This is a genomic window from Streptomyces sp. NBC_00358 (assembly GCF_036099295.1).
Taxonomy (GTDB): Bacteria; Actinomycetota; Actinomycetes; order Streptomycetales; family Streptomycetaceae; genus Streptomyces.
Window position 1 is genome coordinate 8,687,239 of the sequence record NZ_CP107976.1, and the last position, 17,559, is coordinate 8,704,797.

The 17,559-nt window shown below is 70.8% G+C and carries 17 protein-coding genes and 1 pseudogene; 6 read left to right on the top strand and 12 right to left on the bottom strand.

Annotated elements, in window-relative coordinates; genetic code table 11:
• Positions 1–28: 28 nt before the first annotated feature.
• Complete coding sequence (locus tag OHT01_RS37190; protein WP_328557515.1) at positions 29–1,672, bottom strand: FAD-dependent monooxygenase; 1,644 nt, start codon at positions 1,670–1,672, stop codon at positions 29–31.
• 216 nt (positions 1,673–1,888) lie between these two features.
• Between OHT01_RS37190 and OHT01_RS37195 the strand changes: the two genes are divergently transcribed.
• Positions 1,889–2,485 (top strand): hypothetical protein, encoded by a 597-nt coding sequence (locus OHT01_RS37195; protein WP_328557516.1) that lies wholly within the window; start codon positions 1,889–1,891, stop codon positions 2,483–2,485.
• 66 nt (positions 2,486–2,551) lie between these two features.
• Here the strand turns inward: OHT01_RS37195 and OHT01_RS37200 are convergent, their stop codons facing one another.
• Together OHT01_RS37200 and OHT01_RS37205 are read right to left on the bottom strand one after the other, a co-directional pair.
• Positions 2,552–3,724: a PP2C family protein-serine/threonine phosphatase gene (locus OHT01_RS37200; RefSeq protein WP_405918587.1), complete on the bottom strand. Its 1,173-nt coding sequence runs from the start codon at positions 3,722–3,724 to the stop codon at positions 2,552–2,554.
• Between the two features lie 195 nt (positions 3,725–3,919).
• Positions 3,920–4,375, bottom strand: coding sequence for a hypothetical protein (locus OHT01_RS37205; RefSeq protein WP_328557518.1), 456 nt, complete (start codon positions 4,373–4,375; stop codon positions 3,920–3,922).
• A gap of 342 nt (positions 4,376–4,717) precedes the next feature.
• Between OHT01_RS37205 and OHT01_RS37210 the strand changes: the two genes are divergently transcribed.
• The gene (locus OHT01_RS37210) at positions 4,718–5,365 is read left to right on the top strand and encodes a TetR/AcrR family transcriptional regulator (protein WP_328558398.1); all 648 of its coding nucleotides are present in this window, start codon (positions 4,718–4,720) and stop codon (positions 5,363–5,365) included.
• Between the two features lie 153 nt (positions 5,366–5,518).
• Here OHT01_RS37210 and OHT01_RS37215 read toward each other — a convergent pair whose 3' ends face one another.
• From OHT01_RS37215 to OHT01_RS37240, 6 genes and pseudogenes are all read right to left on the bottom strand, one after another.
• Positions 5,519–7,081, bottom strand: coding sequence for an MFS transporter (locus OHT01_RS37215; RefSeq protein WP_328557519.1), 1,563 nt, complete (start codon positions 7,079–7,081; stop codon positions 5,519–5,521).
• Positions 7,082–7,465: 384 nt separating this feature from the next.
• Positions 7,466–8,188: an FAD binding domain-containing protein gene (locus tag OHT01_RS37220; RefSeq protein WP_328557520.1), complete on the bottom strand. Its 723-nt coding sequence runs from the start codon at positions 8,186–8,188 to the stop codon at positions 7,466–7,468.
• A gap of 253 nt (positions 8,189–8,441) precedes the next feature.
• Positions 8,442–9,275 (bottom strand): ABC transporter ATP-binding protein, encoded by an 834-nt coding sequence (locus OHT01_RS37225; RefSeq protein ID WP_328557521.1) that lies wholly within the window; start codon positions 9,273–9,275, stop codon positions 8,442–8,444.
• Positions 9,276–9,426: 151 nt separating this feature from the next.
• Positions 9,427–10,161 (bottom strand): hypothetical protein, encoded by a 735-nt coding sequence (locus OHT01_RS37230; RefSeq protein WP_328557522.1) that lies wholly within the window; start codon positions 10,159–10,161, stop codon positions 9,427–9,429.
• 121 nt (positions 10,162–10,282) lie between these two features.
• Positions 10,283–10,543 (bottom strand): annotated as a pseudogene (locus OHT01_RS37235) (acetyl-coenzyme A synthetase N-terminal domain-containing protein); the annotation flags it as partial.
• A gap of 385 nt (positions 10,544–10,928) precedes the next feature.
• On the bottom strand, positions 10,929–11,630 hold the full coding sequence (locus OHT01_RS37240) for a hypothetical protein (protein WP_328557523.1): 702 nt from the start codon (positions 11,628–11,630) through the stop codon (positions 10,929–10,931).
• A gap of 110 nt (positions 11,631–11,740) precedes the next feature.
• Between OHT01_RS37240 and OHT01_RS37245 the strand changes: the two genes are divergently transcribed.
• Positions 11,741–12,388 (top strand): TetR/AcrR family transcriptional regulator, encoded by a 648-nt coding sequence (locus OHT01_RS37245; RefSeq protein WP_328557524.1) that lies wholly within the window; start codon positions 11,741–11,743, stop codon positions 12,386–12,388.
• Positions 12,389–12,839: 451 nt separating this feature from the next.
• On the top strand, positions 12,840–13,502 hold the full coding sequence (locus OHT01_RS37250) for a lysophospholipid acyltransferase family protein (protein ID WP_328558399.1): 663 nt from the start codon (positions 12,840–12,842) through the stop codon (positions 13,500–13,502).
• 489 nt (positions 13,503–13,991) lie between these two features.
• Here the strand turns inward: OHT01_RS37250 and OHT01_RS37255 are convergent, their stop codons facing one another.
• Positions 13,992–14,162, bottom strand: a complete 171-nt coding sequence (locus OHT01_RS37255) for a hydrophobic protein (RefSeq protein ID WP_328557525.1) — start codon at positions 14,160–14,162, stop codon at positions 13,992–13,994.
• Positions 14,163–14,343: 181 nt separating this feature from the next.
• Here OHT01_RS37255 and OHT01_RS37260 point away from each other — a divergent pair, with 181 nt between their 5' ends.
• On the top strand, positions 14,344–14,520 hold the full coding sequence (locus tag OHT01_RS37260; protein WP_328557526.1) for a CsbD family protein: 177 nt from the start codon (positions 14,344–14,346) through the stop codon (positions 14,518–14,520).
• 160 nt (positions 14,521–14,680) lie between these two features.
• Here OHT01_RS37260 and OHT01_RS37265 read toward each other — a convergent pair whose 3' ends face one another.
• Complete coding sequence (locus tag OHT01_RS37265) at positions 14,681–15,049, bottom strand: helix-turn-helix transcriptional regulator (RefSeq protein WP_328557527.1); 369 nt, start codon at positions 15,047–15,049, stop codon at positions 14,681–14,683.
• 386 nt (positions 15,050–15,435) lie between these two features.
• Between OHT01_RS37265 and OHT01_RS37270 the strand changes: the two genes are divergently transcribed.
• The gene (locus OHT01_RS37270; RefSeq protein WP_328557528.1) at positions 15,436–15,792 is read left to right on the top strand and encodes an STAS domain-containing protein; all 357 of its coding nucleotides are present in this window, start codon (positions 15,436–15,438) and stop codon (positions 15,790–15,792) included.
• A 374-nt stretch (positions 15,793–16,166) separates the two neighbouring features.
• On the opposite strand, the gene ccrA is transcribed toward OHT01_RS37270, so the two are convergent.
• Complete coding sequence (ccrA, locus tag OHT01_RS37275; RefSeq protein WP_328557529.1) at positions 16,167–17,492, bottom strand: crotonyl-CoA carboxylase/reductase; 1,326 nt, start codon at positions 17,490–17,492, stop codon at positions 16,167–16,169.
• Between the last annotated feature and the right edge of the window lie 67 nt (positions 17,493–17,559).

Here is a 17,559-nt window from a genome sequence, read left to right on the forward strand (position 1 = left end):
CCGCCGCCGGACGGTCGGGACAGCGCCGCTACGTCCCGGGGCTCGGGGCGAAGGTAAGGGCCAGGTGGGCCGTGAGCCGCGTCGCCGTCGGTGGGGAGAAGCGGGCGCCGATGTACCCGTCGGGGCGGATCAGGAAGGCGGTCGGCCGGTCGTCGACCGCGTAGAGGCGGGCGAACTCGCCGAGTGCGTCGACGTACACCGGCGGACCGGAGGTGTCCGTGGAGGCGCCGGCCGGCCGGATCACACAGGTGGCGACGCGTCCTTGGGAGAACTCCCTTGCCGCGTCGGCGAGTTGTCCGCTCCGCTCGCCGTCCCCGTACAGCAGCAGCAGATGCCCGCGGTCGCGCAGGAGGTCGTACAGGCGCAGGGGATGGACGGCGATGTGTGCCGCGAGCCCGGTGCAGTCCGGTGCCCGGTCGCCCGACTGGGGTCCGGGTCCCTCGGACACCGGGTCGACGAGCGGGCTGCCGCGGTAGCCGACGAGGAGCTGGGCCTCGCGCAGCATCATGGTCCGCGGGTCGAGCGGGTCCGCCTGGACGCCCTGGGTGGCGTGCCGGACCGTCCGCGCGACGACCTCCTCACCGACCGGCCGCCGCTCGGCGTCGTAACTCGCCGCCAGACCGGGGTGTGTCCCGCCCCTGACGGCGAGGGCGAGCTTCCAGGCCAGGTTCCAGGCGTCCTGGATACCGGTGTTCATGCCCTGGGCGCCGGTCGGCGGGTGGATGTGCGCCGCGTCCCCGGCGACGAAGACCCGGCCCTCGCCGTAGCGGTCGACGATCCGGTGGCTGATGCGGAACACGGAGGACCAGCGCAGGGACGAGGCGGTCGTCGGCTGCGGGGACAGCCGGTCCAGCACCGCCTGGATGTCGGAGAGCGCGGGGGCGTGTCCGCCCTCCAGACCGTGGACGACACCGTCGGCCGGCCCGGCCGGCCCGTCCCGCCTTCCGGCCGCGGAGAGTTCGGGCGGGACCATCATCGACATCCGGTACCGTCCCCGGCCGGGCAGCGGGATGCACACCAGCAGGTCGTCCACCTCGCCGTCGGCGTCCCGGTGCATGGCGCGCACCCCGTACCCCGACGGCAGGTCCCAGTCCACCTCCACGTCACCGAGCATGTACTCCTCCGGGAACGCGCTGCCCTCGAAGGCGAGACCCAACTCCTTGCGCACCAGGCTGTGCGCGCCGTCGCAGCCGATCAGGTAGCGGGCCCTGACCTCCTCCTCGGCCCCGGACGCCGACCGCAGCGCGACGGTCACGCCGTCGTCGTCCTGGCTGAACGAGACCAGTTCCGTGCCCCGTTCGATCCCGGTCCCGAGGCGCGCGAGGAATCCGTCGAGGATGCGCTCGGTCTCGTACTGCGGCAACGCGGCGAAGCCGTACGGCACTTCGGGTGGCAGTACGAGGTCGATCCGGGCCTGTTCGACGCCGTTGACGTACGCCAGCTGCCCGTACATCGGCACCGCCGCCTCCAGGGCGGTGCGGGCGAGCCCCATGTGGTCCCAGATCTCCAGCGTCCGCGGCTGGATGCCCACCGCCTTCGCGTACGGCAGCCGTTCCGGAAGCCGGTCGACGATCCGGCAGCGCACCCCACGTCTGCGCAGCTCCGCGGCGGCGGTCAGACCCACCGGGCCCGCACCCGCCACCACGACGTCGGTTCCGAAGGTGTGCGCCACGGGAGCCTCCCTGCGTACGCCCCCTGCGTCGGGTCGATCTCCCTCCATCGTGGCCCGGGGGCGTCCGGCCTCGCTACTCGGACACCGGCGCGGGACGCCCCCGCGCCTTCGGCGGCACCGGTGTCTCGGATGCGAACGGAGCAGGTGGGAGCCACGATGGTCGGGAGTGGAGGGGCGCCGGGCCCCACCCCGTACCGCCCCCACGGGAGACGCGCAGTGGCAGGTACCGAACCGGGCGGACGAACGGGCAACATCTTCTTCGCGTTCGCGCCGTGGATCATCTTCGATGTCGTGGCCGGCCCCAGTACCTGGAAGTACGCGGCGCTGGCCGCCCTGCTGGCAGCGGTCGTGCTGAACGTCGGTGACATCCGCCGCGGCCGGCCGAAGATCCTGGAGGTCACGGGCATCGTCTTCTTCGCGGTGCTCAGTGTGCTCGCGCTCGCCGTGGACCGGCACGATCTGATCTGGCTGGAGACCTACGCACAGGTCGTGGCCAACGGGGTGATCGCCGTCGTGGCCCTCGTGTCCCTCGCGTTCGATCCGTTCACGGCCCAGTACGCCCGTGAGTCGACGCCGCGCGAGTACTGGGACTCGCCCGCGTTCCGGCACATCAACCGCGTCCTCACGGCCGTCTGGAGCGGAGTGTTCCTGGTCATCGCGCTGCTCGGCCTCGTCGCCATCCACACCGACGGCTCGTCGGACTGGCTCAACTGGGTCGTCCCGGTCGCCCTCCTGGTCCTCGCCGTCCGGTTCACCGAGCGCTATCCGGACGAGTACGCCGCACGGCACGCCCGCTCGCGGGCCACGGTCTGACCCCCGCCGGGCTGGAGCGGACCCGTCCGGTCCGCTGGGCGCGCGGCCGCTCCGTCGTGTGCCGCTTCAGCGCTGCGCCGGAGGCGGGGACCCGTCGGCGTGGAGCCGGTGGTGGCCGTCCGGCGGACGGTGGGGGAGGTGGAGGTGGTGGGAGGCCGTCCGTTCGAGGATCAGGAACGCGGCGTCGTCGCCGGGCTGGTCGCCGACGTGCCGGACGAGGTCGTCGTGGATCCGGCGCAGCAGGACGTCCGGGTTGGAGGCGGGAAACGAGGCGACCCGCTCGGCCAGCGGGTAGAAGGCCCCCTCCGGGGAGCGGGCCTCGATCACGCCGTCGGTGTACAGCAGCAGGAGGTCGCCCGGGTCGAAGGCGAACGGGTCGGTGCGGTGGCCGGCGGCGGGCAGCTCGCACATGCCCAGCGGGGGCACGGGGTGCCGCGCCTGTAGGACGGTGACCTGCTGATCCCGCAGCAGCAGGGGCGGTGGATGGCCGCAGTTGATCATCTGGGCCTGGGCGCCGTCGTCGGGGATGTCGAGAACGAGTGCCGTGATGAAGTGCTCACCCGGGTCGTGCTCGGTGTCGGCCACCTCGTCCAGATCCCGGCACACGCTCACCTCCAGGGCCGCCGTCAGTTCCGGCAGGGTGTCGTACCGGTGGGCGCCCTCGCGGAAGGCGCCCAGCACCACCGAAGCCTCCCCGATGGCCGCCAGCCCCTTGCCCCGGACGTCGCCGATGATGACGCGGGTGGACGGTCCGGCGGCGCGGGTCACCGCGAACAGGTCGCCGCCGATCTGGGTGTCGTCCTCGGCGGCCAGATACAGCCAGGCCACCCGCAGCGGGCCGATCCGGCGCGGCGGTGGCCGCAGCAGGACCCGCTGCGCGGTCTCGGCGACCGAGCGTGCCCGCACCAGCTCCCGGGCGCGCCGCTCCCGCACATGGCACACGAACACCACCAGCGCCGAGAGCACCACCAGGGCGATGAGCTGGGCGATGTGGTTGGTGGTGCCGATTCCGCCGTGCAGTACGGCGACGACCACCTGGGCGGTCACGGCCAGGACGCCGACCAGAGCCGTCAGCAGGGGGCCCGCGAGCGAGGCGGTGAGGGTCGGTGCGATGACCAGCAAGGGGCCCAGGTGGACGTCGGTGGGGGAGCGGATGTCCACCACCGTGATCACGACGATCAAGGCGAGCGGGATCGCCACCAGACCGCGACCCGACGGCTGCTCCACGAGACGGTCCATTGACATGCGCCGGTTACCCACATGCCCCATTTTGTACCTGTTTCTGTGGCGGTGGGTCACCGTGCGGGTCCCGCCGTCGGCGAGTCCGGGGCGAGTGCCCGGGTCTCGGGCACCCGCCGGCGGTTGCGGGCCGGGTCCGTCAGGTCGCGGCACGCCCTCCCTCAGGCTGCCGCGCGGTTCCGCGAGGTACGCCCGTCAGTTCCACAGCGGGTAGCTGACCGTGTGCGCGTATCCCTCCGGCCGGTCGTGGGTGTAGACCAGCGTCATCTGCGAGTAGTGCTGCAGAGCGGGCTTCTTCTTCCATGCCTGCGGGTGATCCAGCAGGACGACGACCGGGTACGAGTGGAACTTGCCCGCCGCGCAGTACGGCTTGCAGTCGTTCACCATGTTGACGCCCTCGGCCACCGCGGAGTTCTGGTTCCAGTGCGACCAGTGCAGCGAGACGAGGCGGCTGTTGCCGTCCCCGCAGGCCAGGATGAAGTTGGTGGGGCGCACGTCCGGGTGCCAGAGGCAGTCCACCAGTACGGGGGTCTGCTGCCGCTGCTTCGCGGTGTGCGAGACCCCTGGGGCGGCGGAGGCGGTCCCCATGACGGCCGCGAGCGACGCGGCCGCGCAGACGGTGATCGCGGTCCGGATTGAGTTTCTGCGCATATCAGCTCCGTGCGGGACGCTCTGTCATGTGGTCGTCAGCGTTTCGGCTCTGCCTCGACGCTACGGCTTTGAGGTGTGATCTACCACTCATACGGATTAACGACACCATTTCGTGAGAAGTGCCCGTGCGCCGGAGCGTGCGGATTCTCGCGGGGGCGCGGCGAGAGTCGGCACGCTCCGGGGTCCGGCGCTCCCGCGGGTCCGGCTTCCGGCGGTCCGGCGCATTGGCGGTCCGCACCCGCCAGGGCCGCGCACCCAAGTCGCGTCCTCTGTGCCGCCCGGGTATGCGGCCGCGTCCCGCCCGGTGTCCGGTGCGCCTCGGCGCCCTAGAATTCGTCCGTGATGAATAAATCCGGGTCGCAGCGTGGGCGCAGGCCGGGAAACCAGGACACCCGGGCCGCGATCCTGGACGTCGCCCGGCGCCGCTTCCTCGAAGACGGCTACCACGCGGTGACACTGCGGTCCGTCGCCGGTGAGGCCGAGGTCGATCTCGCCCTGATCAGCTACTACTTCGGCTCCAAGAAGGGGCTGTTCGGTGCCGCGCTGGCACTGGGCGCGAACCCTGCCGAAGTCCTCGCGCGGGTCGTGGAGGAAGGGGACCTCGCGACGTTCCCCGAGCGGGTCCTGCGCCAGGTCATAGCCGTCTGGGACGATCCCGTCACCGGCCCGCCCCTGCTCGCCATGCTGAAGAGCGCGATCGACGAGGACCCGTTCGGTGAACTGGTCAAGGAGGCCGTGGAGCGCGAGATCGTGGACCGGATCGCGAGCCTCGTGCCCGGACGGAACGCCCGGCAACGCGCCGCCTCGTTCACCACCGTGATCGCCGGACTGATCGCCACCCGCTATCTGCTGCGCCTGGAACCGATCGTCTCCATGACGACCGACGAGGTGGTCCGGTTCCTGAGCCCGCAACTGCGCCAGGCGCTGCGCGGCCCCGGACGTCCGGCGTCGGCCGACCGGCCGACGGGGCGCCCGGTACCGCGCCCCTGACCGCGGGGGCGACCACCGTCGTACCCCTGACCGGCACGGGAACGGACACCGGACACTCCCCGATCGGCCGGCCGGGTTCCGCCGAACGCCTCGCGACTCCCGACACGCCGAAGGCCGGAACCCCGCGGAGTGCGAGGTTCCGGCCCGGAACTGTCAGAGGTACGAGGGCTGTTGCTCCGCCTCGACGCCCCGCGGCACCTCGTGCTCGTCGGCGGACTCCTCCGGAAGCGGAGCGGACCGCAGCAGCAGGGCGACGGCGACGGCGGCGAGCGCCGCGGCAGCGGCGGCACCCAGGAGCGCGAGGTGCATACCGTCGACGAAGGCGGTCGTCGCCCGGCCGGAGACCGGGCCGCCGACGGCGTGGGCGGCGGCCAGCGAGGAGCGCGCCGCCTCAGCCACCCGGTCCGGCAGACCGGGCAGGCTCAGGTGGTCGCGGTAGGTGGCGCTGAGCAGGCTGCCGAGGACGGCGATCCCCAGGGCGCCGCCGAGCTCACGGGCCAGGTCGTTCATGGCGGAACCGACGTTCTGCAGCGAGCGCGGCAGAGCGTCCGTGATGGACGTCGTGGCCGGCGTCATGGCCAGGCCCATCCCCGCGCCCAGCGGCACCAGACCGGCGGCGACGAGCCAGTACGGGCTGGAGGCGTCGAGCCGAGAGAGGACCCCCATGCCCGCCGCGACACCGGCCAGGCCGGCGACCCAGGGCCTCCGGAAGCCGAACCGGCCGACCAGCAGGGGGGCGGCACGGGAGACCGGCACCATGGTCGCGGCCATGGGCAGCATGGAGGTGGCCGCCATCAGGGCGCTGTCGCCCCGTACCAGTTGCAGGTACTGCATCATCACGAAGATGAACCCGAAGAACACGAAGAACTGGAGCATGATCGACAGGGAGCCCGCGGCGAAGTGCCGGTTGCGGAACAGCCGGGGGTCAAGGAGCGGGTTCTCGCGGCGCAGTTCGAAGAGGACGAATGCGGTCAGTACCGCCAGGCCCAGCCCGATTCCCCCGAGCGTGACCGGGTCGGCCCAGCCGCGGGTCGGCGCCTCGATGACCGAGTAGACCAGCGCGACCAGGCCCACCACGGCGAGCAGAGCGCCGCCGACGTCGAGTCGGGGCTGCTGGGGCTCCGCGGACTCGGGCACGAACAGCAGCGTCCCGACCAGGGCGACCAGGGCCAGGGCGACGTTCAGCAGGAACACCGAGCGCCACGACCAGCCCTCCAGGAGGGCGCCGGTGGCGAACAGACCCACCAGGGCGCTGGCTCCGGCGACCGCGGCCCAGACACTGACAGCCCGTGCCCGCTGAGCACGCGGGAAGGTGCTCGTGATCGTCGACAGGGTGGCCGGCATGACCAGCGCCGCGCCGACACCGAGGACGCCCCGCAGGGCGATGAGCGTCGAGGGCTCGGTCGTCAGCGCGGCGGCCGCCGACCCCGCACCGAAGATGGCCAGACCCGCCAGCAGGGCCCGCCTGCGGCCGAAACGGTCCCCCAGGGCGCCGGCCGGCAGCAGCAGCGCCGCGAAGACGAGGCTGTAGGAGTCGATGATCCAGGACAGCTGCGTCTGCGTCGCGTGCGTGTCGCGGGCGAGATCGGGCAGCGCCACATTGAGCGACGCCATGGCCGCGACCACCGTGCCGAGGGCGACGCAGGTGACCGCCAGGATCAGATTGTGCCGTGCGGCCGGTGCGGAACCGGCGTCAGGGGCGCGCGTGGAGGGCATGTGCTCTGTCCTTCGTCCGAGCGGTCCGGGTGGATCCCGGTGCCTGGTCCCAGAGTCGGGAGTCCGGTGAGTCATTTCCACGTTGATGAATTAGGGGAGGGGCCGGTGGTCCCGTACGCAGGGGCCGCGTCCGTACGCCGCCCTTCGGCGCGGGACCGGGCAGAAGGGCCGGTCGGCGGAGCGGAGCGCGGGCCACGGCCGCCCACCGCGGACGACCGCACCCACGCCTCCGCCCCCGAATCGGTACAACAGGCCGGCCTCTGTTGAATTCTCGTCGCCCGGTGCGAAGAGCGTCGGGGAGCGCGGCCGGGGCCTCGCCGTCCCGGCGCCGGCAGGTCCGGGCGACGGTCCCTCAACCGCCCGTGGCACGCGCCGGACGATCCGTCAGCCGCCCGTGGGGCGCGCCAGGAGGTCCGTCACCTGTCGGCCGACGAGCTCCCAGGCCGCGGCCGGAAGCCGGGCGAACGAACCGCCGCGCAGCGTCCGCAGATCGTCTTCGGTATCGGCGTGGCGCACGGTGCTCCCGCTGAAGACCTCGTCGTCGTCGCGCACGGCGACGCGAAGGCGGGTCCGTCCGTCGTCGGCCGCGTGCAGCGCGGCGGCGACGACGAGGGGCGGCGGTCCGCCCGCCTCCCCCGCGGCCTTGTGGTAGTTGCTGGCGATCGGCGCGTGCCAGCGCAGACTCAGCAGCAGGTGGCGCTTGGCCAGTACCTCGGCCAGGTCGGTCTCGTAGACGCCGTCCGGCTCCAGGATCACCGCGCGGGCGTCCAGTACGAGAGCCGCGGGAAGCAGACAGCGCAGCGTGCTGCCGACCAGGTTGCCGCCGACCGTCGCGGTCCGGCGCACGGCTCCGGTTCCCACGGTGGCCGCCGCCCGGCGCAGCACCTCCGGCGCCCGGTCGTCGATCCGGTTCAGCACCACGGCGGCGCCCAGTACCTCGCGCCCGACCGCGTTGGCCTCCGGGAGGTCGCGCAGCGACATGGCGAGGTCGGGGAAGCCGTCCCGTTGCCAGGTGGCCCACACCAGCGTGGCGCCGCCTATCGGCACCGCACCCTCGGTCATGCACTCCTGCGCTTCGGACACGGATGTGGGCAGACGCAACAGCACGGCAGCCGACCTGCTTTCCTGGGGACTTGGCGGCGGAGTACTCGGTGTCTGGGCCAAAAGACCGTCGACAGGCGCATTTTCGCCGTGCGGACGGGGGCGCGTACAGGGCACACTCCTTCAACCGGTGCGCCCCGCCCACGAATGCGTACCCGAGGGGGCCCTGTGCCGAGGCCGCGGCCGCGGGTCGTGCCGGTCCGCGGGGCAGCCGCGCCGCACCACCCGCACATGCGCTGCGCCTTGCCGCGGACTGCCGTCAACTCCCGTTGTGGCGGCCGGAGTAGGCCGCCCATCGCCCCTCGTGCCGGACCACCGTGATACGGCGCCCGAAGCAACTGGTCATCCAGGCATCCGTCAGCGTCTCGTCGACCGGCCCGCGCGCGAGGACGCGCCCCTCGCGCAGGAGCAGGGTGTGACCGACCGCCGGGGACAGCTCCTCCAGGTGGTGGGTGACCGTCACGGTGGCCAGATCCGGGCGGCTCCCGGCCAGCCGTTGCATCGCCTCGACGAGGTCCTCGCGCGAGGGCAGGTCCAGGGCGTTGAACGGTTCGTCGAGCAGCAGCAGGGCCGGCTCGGCCATCAGCGCCCGCGCGATCAGGACCCGGGCCCGCTGCCCGCCCGAGCAGACTCCGTACGGGCGGTCGGCCAGCTCCTTGATGTCCAGTTCGGCGAGCAGTTCGTGGCCGCGCCGGCGCACCTCGGCGTCGTACTTCCGCCACAGCGGTTGCACCGTGCCCGTATGACCCGTCAGGACGACGGTGTGCGCGTCCATGTCCAGCGGGACGCGCTGGGCCGTACTGACATGGCCGATGCGTGCGCGCAGATCGCGCACGTCGACCCGGCCGAGCAGGGAACCGAGTACTTCGACGCTTCCGGTCGTGGGGTGCATGGTCGCCCCGAGCAGCCGCAGCAGGGTCGTCTTGCCCGCGCCGTTGGCTCCGAGCAGGGCCCAGTGCTCACCGGCCCTCACCGTCCAGTCGATCTCCGAGAGGATCACCTGGCCGCTCGTGTGGCGGTGGACGGCCACATCGCGGAGCGCGACCACCGTCCGCCGGTCACCGGCGTCCCGCTCCGCAGGCACCTCGGCCATGTCCTGGCTCCCCTCGCTCGGCATCGTCACCACACCCCCGCACATTAGGTGTGGTGGGCATCTTGTTTCTCCCGCGTCCGCTTCGTGGACTGCGGCGCGGGCTCGCGTGCGGAGGGCGGTACGGCCGGTCGCCGGTCCCGGTGGCCGACGGTCACTGCAGGATGTTGACGGCGCGGGCCACCACCAGCACGACGGTCACCAGCGACACCGTGGACTGGAGCATCATCAGCATCTTGGCCCAGCGGGACAGCGGCATCACGTCGGTCGGGCTGAACGCGGTGGAGTTGGTGAAGGAGAGGTACAGATAGTCCAGGAAGGCCGGCTCCCAGTCGGGCGCCGCGGACTCGGGACTCTGCATCTGTACGAAGAGGAAGTCGGCGTACTGGTGATGGCCCATCATCCGGTCCGCCGGTCCGCCCCGGTCCCACTCCCAGTACCACAGGGCGAACACGATGACGTTCGTCAGCCAGATGTTGCCGCCGGTCAGCAGCAGCGAGGTGGCGTCCGATCCCTCGGTGCCGTGCACCAGCCTCGTCACCAACTGGGCCGCCGCCCAGCCGTTGGCCAGACTGATCACGCAGATCAGGGTCAGGCCCAGCCACCGCAACCGCTGGTTCCGGGGCTCCACCCGCCGGGGGTTCGCGGCGACGAGACCTATCAGCAGCACCAGCTCCAGGACCGGCAGCGCCCAGGACGGCAGCAAGGTCAGCCGTTCCGGCAGCTTCAGCTGGAGGGCGACCGCCACCAGGATCGCGGCGGTCACCGCCCAGCGAGGCTCACCGCGCGTCACCCTCCGCCAGGCGGGCGCCACTTCGCGCCCGCCGGACTCCAGGAGCCGCTCGATCCTGACGAGCCGGCCCTCCGTGTCGTTCGATCTGTCGTTCATGCGGGTGATTGTCGCGCGGCCACATGTTGATCAAGGAACCGGTCGGCGCGGTGACCTGTCGCGATGCGTAGCCGACGGCCGCTGACCTGCGTGAATGGCCTTTCGGCTGTTTCATGCTCGGGTACGCGACGTTCAGCTTCCCGTCGGCGAACCACTTCGCGAACGGCGGGTTGGACCAGTCCAGTGTCTCGGTCGGCTCGGTGGCCCAGGTCAGCCGGCGGGCCTGCTCGGCCCAGAAGGCCGGACGGTCCTGCCGCGCCTCGGCGTACACGTCGGCTGTCACGTTGGCCGCCTCGGCCAGTTCGACCGGAGGGGCGAAGCGCCGCTCCTCGTGCGGCCGGCCGCTTGGCGAAGCGTCCTCACGGTGCCGTGATGCAGACATGTCTCTTTCCTTCCTTCGCAATTGTCTGTTCGGGCGTTCTCGCGAGGCACGCGAACCGGACGCCCTTGGCCGACAGGCCGTGGTGGGAGCCCCCGGTCGACGGGTCACCCTTGCGGGGCGTCCTCCGAGGGCAGAGCGATGGACCGGACGAAGCCCCGGGCGAAGGTCTCGGTCGTCTCGTCCCCGCTGGTCACGCCGACCGGCGGGAACCTGGCTGGTGACGCCGACGAAGACCTGGCTGGTGACGCGGCGGGACGGGAAGCGGGGGACGACCGGGCCGCGGCCATCCCCCGGATCGCCGCAGGTCCGACCGGAACGAGCGCCGGTCGGACCTGCGGTCCTGTCCGTCCGAAAGCCTCGACCGGTGGTGTGCGTCGCCCGTTCCTCAGGCCTGGGCCGCCGCGGCGGCGACGATCCAGTTCCGGAACTCGACGGCGTAGTGCCGGAGGTGGTGTTCCAGGACGTCGTCCGGGCAGGTGACGGGGAAGTAGACCGTCAGGTTCGATGTGAAGCCGTCAGCGGTGTCACCGAACTGGATCAGCGCCCGCCCGACGACGGTGCCGTCCGCCAGGAAGAGGTTCGAGGACATCTTGCGCGGGAACTCGGACTCCGGGAGGAGTTCGGCCGCGTCCGCGGCCCAGGCCATCGCGGCCGTTCCCCAGCCGCCCATGTAGAAGTCGCAGACGTGGGGGCCGATGTTCTCCACCACGCGCGGCGATCCGCCGTCCTCGGCGCCCATCGCATAGTGCTCGGGGTGCGCCGCGAGGAGCACGCTCTCGTCGTCGCCCGCGAACGCCTCGTCCATCCAGGCCAGGAACGCGGCCGAGCTGAGGCCCTGGGTCGCGAGCACTGTCGTGCCCGACTTGAAGCTGCCGTCGGCGGCGAGAGCGGTCTCGCGCAGGAAGGCGTTGCCTTCTTCGATGTCCGCGGCCAGGAGGTCGAGCAGCCCCTGGCGTCCCAGTCGGGTCCTGATGCGCTCCAGGGCGCGGCGAGCGTAGAAGAGCTCGAAGTCGTCGATGCTCCCGTCACCGGGGGGACCCGATACGAGTGCGACGGTCACGGGCGCGGACTTCTGGGCGTCGGTCATTCTCGAACCTCCAGTACGATGCGAATATGAATTCACATTCACGACAGTACGAAGGAGTGCAGCACTTGTCAAAGACTTCGCCCGAGGCCGCCCCCGATACGATGCGGACCATGACGGAAGAGCCACAGCGGACAGCGCCCTACCGGGAGCCCCGGCAGGCGCGCAGCGCCGCGACGTTGGCTCGTGTGCTGCGGGCGGCCGAGGAAATCGCCTCCACGGCCGGCCTGGACGAGATGACGATCACGGGCGTCGCGGAACGGGCGGGCGTCTCGGTCGGCACGATCTACCGCCGCTTCGAGGACAAGGAACAGCTGATCACCGCCCTGACCGAGCGGATGCTGGAACGGCGCGAGGAGTACGTGGCCGAGCAACTGCGTGAGGCCGAGCCGTCGCTGTCCGGAGTCATGGACGCCTATGCGCACGCCCTGCTGCAGTCCTTCGCCGACAGCAGCAGTCTCTTCCCCCAGCTCCTGCGCGTTCGGGGATCCAGTGCCGTGGACCGCGGAGCCCGAACCATCACCGCGATCCACCGCCACCTCATCGAGGCCGCGACCCCCTACGCCCACCAGATCCGGCGTTCCGACCCGGACAAGGCACTGGACACCGCGGCCCGCGCCGTCCTCGGCGCCTGCTTCCACAACTCCGTACGCCCCGACCCCGCCACCGGCGAGGCGGCCCATCGGTATGCGGACGAACTCAGCGACATGGCGATCGCCTATCTGCTCACGCCCGACCGGCGCCACAACGCCCGAGCCTGAGCCGCCGCGACCGGCCTGTGGTTTTCCGGCGCCGCCCGGTTGTGGGTCGGACCCTGTCCGCACGGTGCCTCGTGAACGGCGGCGTCACCGTGGACGAGAGCTGCGTCAGCCCATTTCGGGAGCTGACGGGGAAGCGGAGGTCAACTCGGTCATCCACGGACTCGACGCCCCGTCGGCCACCTGCGTAGTCGAGAGCCGACTCGACCTGACACGCGAGCAGCTCCTGCCAGCGCCGGCCGCCGACGCCCCCGGGTTGTCGTCCACGGCCTGGCTTTTTGCGACGGCAGGCCGACGGGCTCGCGTTCCGGCCCTCCTTCTGCCGCACCAACTTCCCGAGAAGGCCGCCGCGTGGCTGCACGAGCGGTCGGGAAGATGAGTACGACAGCTCATGCCCCAGCGGTGACCGCCATCGATGATGGAGATCATCATCGCCGAGGCCGGGAGCCTGCACATGCTCAGCCGCACCGCCAGCACCCTGGTATCCGCCGTCGGACGGCTGTCCGTGACGTGCGACCCCGGCGCAGAGATCGCGCCGGGCGGCATCATCGCCGCGAACCACACCTCCCTGGCCGACCCTGCCATCGTGATCGCCGCGCTGTACCGCCTTGGCGTCTCGCCGGTCGTCATGGCCACTTCAGGGTTGTGGCGCATCCCGCTGCTCGGTCGAGCTCTCACCCGCGAAGGGCATATCCCCGTCCACCGGCGTGACCTGCGAGCCGCCGACGCGCTCGAACTGGCGGCACAGGCCCTGCGGCAGGGGCGGTCGGTCCTCATCTACGCCGAAGGCGGCCTGCCGCGCCGCAAGGACGCCACGGAGGCAGCCCCCGGTGGCTTCCGCACCGGCCTGGCCCGCCTCGCCGAACGCACCGGTGCCCCCGTCGTGCCCGTCGGTCAGGCCGGTGCCCGCCGTGTCACCTCGGGCAGCACGATCAAGCAGATCGCAGGCCTCGCCACAGCGCCGCTACGCCGACCCGACCTGCACGTCCACGTCGGTGCCCCGATCGTTCTGACCGGCGACGCAAGCGTACGTACGGCGCGGGCCCACGCTGCGGTGACGACCGCATGGAGGACGGCGGCCGCGCACCTCGGTGAGCCTGCCGCACTCGCGGCATAGCGCTTGCGTGCCTGAGCCCACGCATCCGCTCCGTGGCCTTGGAGACCGAGCTCGCGTCGCATCCGGATGCGAGCACCAGACAACCTCGCCTGGAAGAACGCTCTTTGAGTACGGCGCGGCGCAACTCATCTTCCTGGGGGATCGGAGCGCTCGCTCTCAAAACGGCTCCCTCATCGAGATTCATCGCTGACCCGCAGTCGGAATGCGGAATTATCAAGGCGCCATCGAATTCGGTGACGTTTCCTCAGGAATTCGGGTGCCCAGGATTCTTGGAACCACACTCGGGCTGCGGGAAGAGGGGACGGCCGGAGGTGCCGTGTTGGAGGCCATGGTTCCTGGCGTCGCGGTCACCTCCGGCCATGACTCCAGGTACCCCGAATCGGCAGATTCACCACTTTCGTCCCTGCGATATCAGGGAGACAGGAAACGGGTGGGCCCCGACGCCAAGGCGTCGGGGCCCACCCGTTCTGGTGTGTTGCCAGGGCCTGCTTACCAGCGGTACCAGCGGCCACGCTTGCCGCCGCCGGCTGCGGGGCGGATCACGAAACCGAGGACCCACACGATCAGCACGATCACGGCGATCCACCACAGGGCCTTGAGTGCGAAACCGGCGCCGAAGAGGATCAGGGCGAGCAGAAGAACAAGCAGAACAGGAACCATTGTTATCAACCTCCGAGCCCTCGTGTGCCCTGCCGGGCGATCTCCACTCCTGCGGAGCCTATTCGGCTTTCCGCTAACCCCTGGCTACGAGAGGCTCTGCGCAACCATTCCGGTTTAAGGGCGGAATCCGGGGTGACACAGTGGGCGAACCGATTTCCAGTGAGACAGGGTGTGAGTGGTTGTGGCTGCGGACGAGAAGGCTCAGGCCAAGGGCGAGCAGGCCAAGGGCAAGGTCAAGAAGGTCGTCGGCGGTGCGGTCGGCAACGAGTCGCTGAAGGCCGAGGGGCGCGCCGAGGAGTCCAAGGGCGACCTGCGCGCGGCCAAGGAGAAGGCCAAGGACGCGATCAAGCCCAAGTAGACGCGCCACACGGGATCCCGGCAGCCCGTTGGCTGCCGGGATCTGTGCTGTCCGGTGCCGGGATCTGTGCTGTCCGGCGCCGCGCCCACGAGCGAATGAACAGACGCGCGAGGCAGCCGGTTCAGCTTCGCGTCGTCATCCGGGGGTCGTGCCGATGTCGTCACCGGTCAGCCGTCGGAGTGCGCGCATTCGGGGTCTCGTCCGCGACTGCTGGTTGCCTGCCGTGTTCGGCGTCGTGCTGGGCAAGGAGGGCGAGAAGATCTTCCACCGTAGGGCCGGAGTCTGCAGGGTGCCGCAGGATGGTCCCCTCCTCGATCCGGTACTCGTTGGAGCGCCCTTGGCGGGTGTGGGTGAGATACCCGCCCTCCTCCAAGTCGGAAATGATCTTCTGGACGGCCCGCTCGGTGAGCTGGCATCGCGCGGCGATGTCGCGGATGCGGGTGGTGCGGTCCTCCGCGATCGCGGCCAGCACGCGGGCGTGATTTGTCAGAAACGTCCAGCCTGTATGTGACTCGGGTACTCCATGCATCGCCTCAGGATAGTTGCAGTGTTCGCGCATAGGGAAGCATGAAAAGTTTTTCCGGTATCTCTTGACGTATGAGCGGTGGGGCGTGGACGCTTGCGGGGTCAGACTCGGACGGATGCCTTGGGAGCGGTGGCCATGTCACAGCGTGCGCCTTCTGCGCGGACCGAGAGGGGTGAGAGGCCCCCGCTCGCGTCGGTCACGGGCCACCTCCCCCCGAGGGAGGACGGCGCGGCCGGCGAGGCGGCACAGAATCCGCGTGCTGAGCTCGATCGCGTGGACGATCCGGTGGACACGGTCACCGGAGACCCGCTGACTCAACCGCTGGAGCAGCAACTGACGGCCGTCATCGGCTTCGAGTCGCCAGCGATCGAGCCCTGTGGAGCGAAGGGATGACCACGATGGAGCCTTCAAGGCTGTCGGTCACCCGCTCCACCACCGCCGACGGCGTCACCGTGCTGTCTCTGTCCGGTGAAGTCGACGCCACCACCGGCACGGAGATCCAGCGTGCCCTTCTGGACTCCGTGGGGGAGGCGAACCGGCATACCGTGCTGGACCTGAGCCAGGTGACCTTCATGGATTCCACAGGCATCAACGCCCTCATCGGGGCTCACTTGGCCGCTGCCGACATCCAGGGCTGGGTACGCGTGGCCGGTCCGACCCCATCCGTCCTGCGCATCTTTCAGATCGTCGGCCTCGACACTGTGATCACTTGCTATCCCACGCTTCAACAGGCCCTGAGCAGCTAGGGCCTCGTTCCGCCACTCGGCGCGAGGCCACCGGTCCCTCGCCCGCGTTCACCATGCGGAGCGTCCCGTCGAGGTCACTTCCGCAGCTCGCCCTGGCCGGGGTCCGCCCGCAGCACCGCCGACGACACCCCGGCTCCCACCGGGTGGCTCGGCCTGCGCCGGCTGGAGTGGTTCCACGACCGCAGGCGCATCGAGGACCTCTTCTTCGCTGAAACCCTCGCCCCCGGGGAGGCGGCGTCCGCCCGGGTGCCGAGGGCGCACCCGGCCACGGCCTGACCCTTCGCGCCGACCAGGCGCAGAAGTACCGGACGGGGTGGACCGGGACAGGAAAGGAGCCACTGCGGCCGTCGGTGAACCGCCGCTGCTTCGCCTGGTCAGGAGCGGGTGAGCAAGGGGGCGACGGCGTCGCCGCCGAGTTGTTCGCGCCGCTGGGGATCGCTGACTCCAAGACCGGTGGTGGGTGCCAACGCGAGGACGCCGACCTTCCCCGCGTGGCGGTTGCGCTGGACCAGCCGTGCCGCCTCCGCGGTCTCCGTCAGCGGATACGTTACGGAGAGGGCCGACCGTAGCTTTCCGAGCGTCAACAGCCGGTTGACCTCGGCCTGTTCCTCCAGGTTGGCGCCGTGGCTGCCGATGATCCGCTTGAGGCGCATCCACAGGTATCGGTTGTCGAACTCGTGCACATAGCCCGTGCTCGACCCGCAGGTGACCACCGTTCCGCCGCGTCTGACCACGAACACCGACACCCCGAACGTGGCACGTCCCACGTGTTCGAAGACGATGTGGGGGTCCTCGCCGACAGCGCTCCTGATGAGTCGGCCCAGGCGTTTGCCCACCGTGGTGGGGTCCGCCGGCTCGTTGCCGGTCAGGCCGATCTCCTCGCGGTTGATGACGACGTGACACCCCAGGGCGCGGGCCCGCTCCGCCTTCTCCTCGCTGCTGACCACGCCGACCGCGATGCCGCCGCCTCCCCGCACCAACTGCGAGGCGTACGCGCCCAGGCCACCGGCGGCGCCCCAGATGAGCACGACATCGCCCTGTTTCATGCGGGCGCCGCGGTCGCTGACCAGCATGCGGTACGCCGTGCCCGCGCACAGCGGGTTGGCGGCGGCCTCCTCCCAGGTCAGATGCGCCGGCTTGGGCAGCACCTGACTCGCACGGGCGACACAGTAGTGCCCGAGGCCGCCGAAGTTCGTCTCGAAACCCCAGGCCAGCTGCCCCGCGCCGAGCATGCCGTCGGCGTGAGTCGCCGGGTCCTCGTCGTCCACGTACGCCGTGGTGATCACGACCTCGTCGCCGGCCTTCCACCGGCGCACCCCGGACCCCGCGCGGACGACGACCCCGGCCGCGTCCGAGCCGAGGACGTGGAACGGCTGGTCGTGCCGCGCCGCCCAGCGGTCGCTCGTCGCGTAGTGCTTGAGGAACGTGAATGTCGGGATCGGCTCGAACATGGCGGACCACACCGTGTTGTAGTTGATGCCGCTGGCCAGCACTGCCACCAGAACCTCGTTCGGCGCCAGTTCGGGCATCGGGACGCTGCCGACGTGGATCGACTTGCGGACGTCCTTGTCGGCGACGCCGTTGAAGCCCGCGATCTCCTCGATCCGCAGGTGCGCCGCGGTGTATTCCGCGGGCACGGGTAACCGCTCCAGCTCCTGGGGGGTGGCACCTGCCACGACTGCCTGGGCGAGCGGGTCCATGAGTTGCTCCCTTGTCTCTGGCTTCTTCGGTGTCTCCGTGCGGGCACGGCCGCGGATCGCGAGGGCG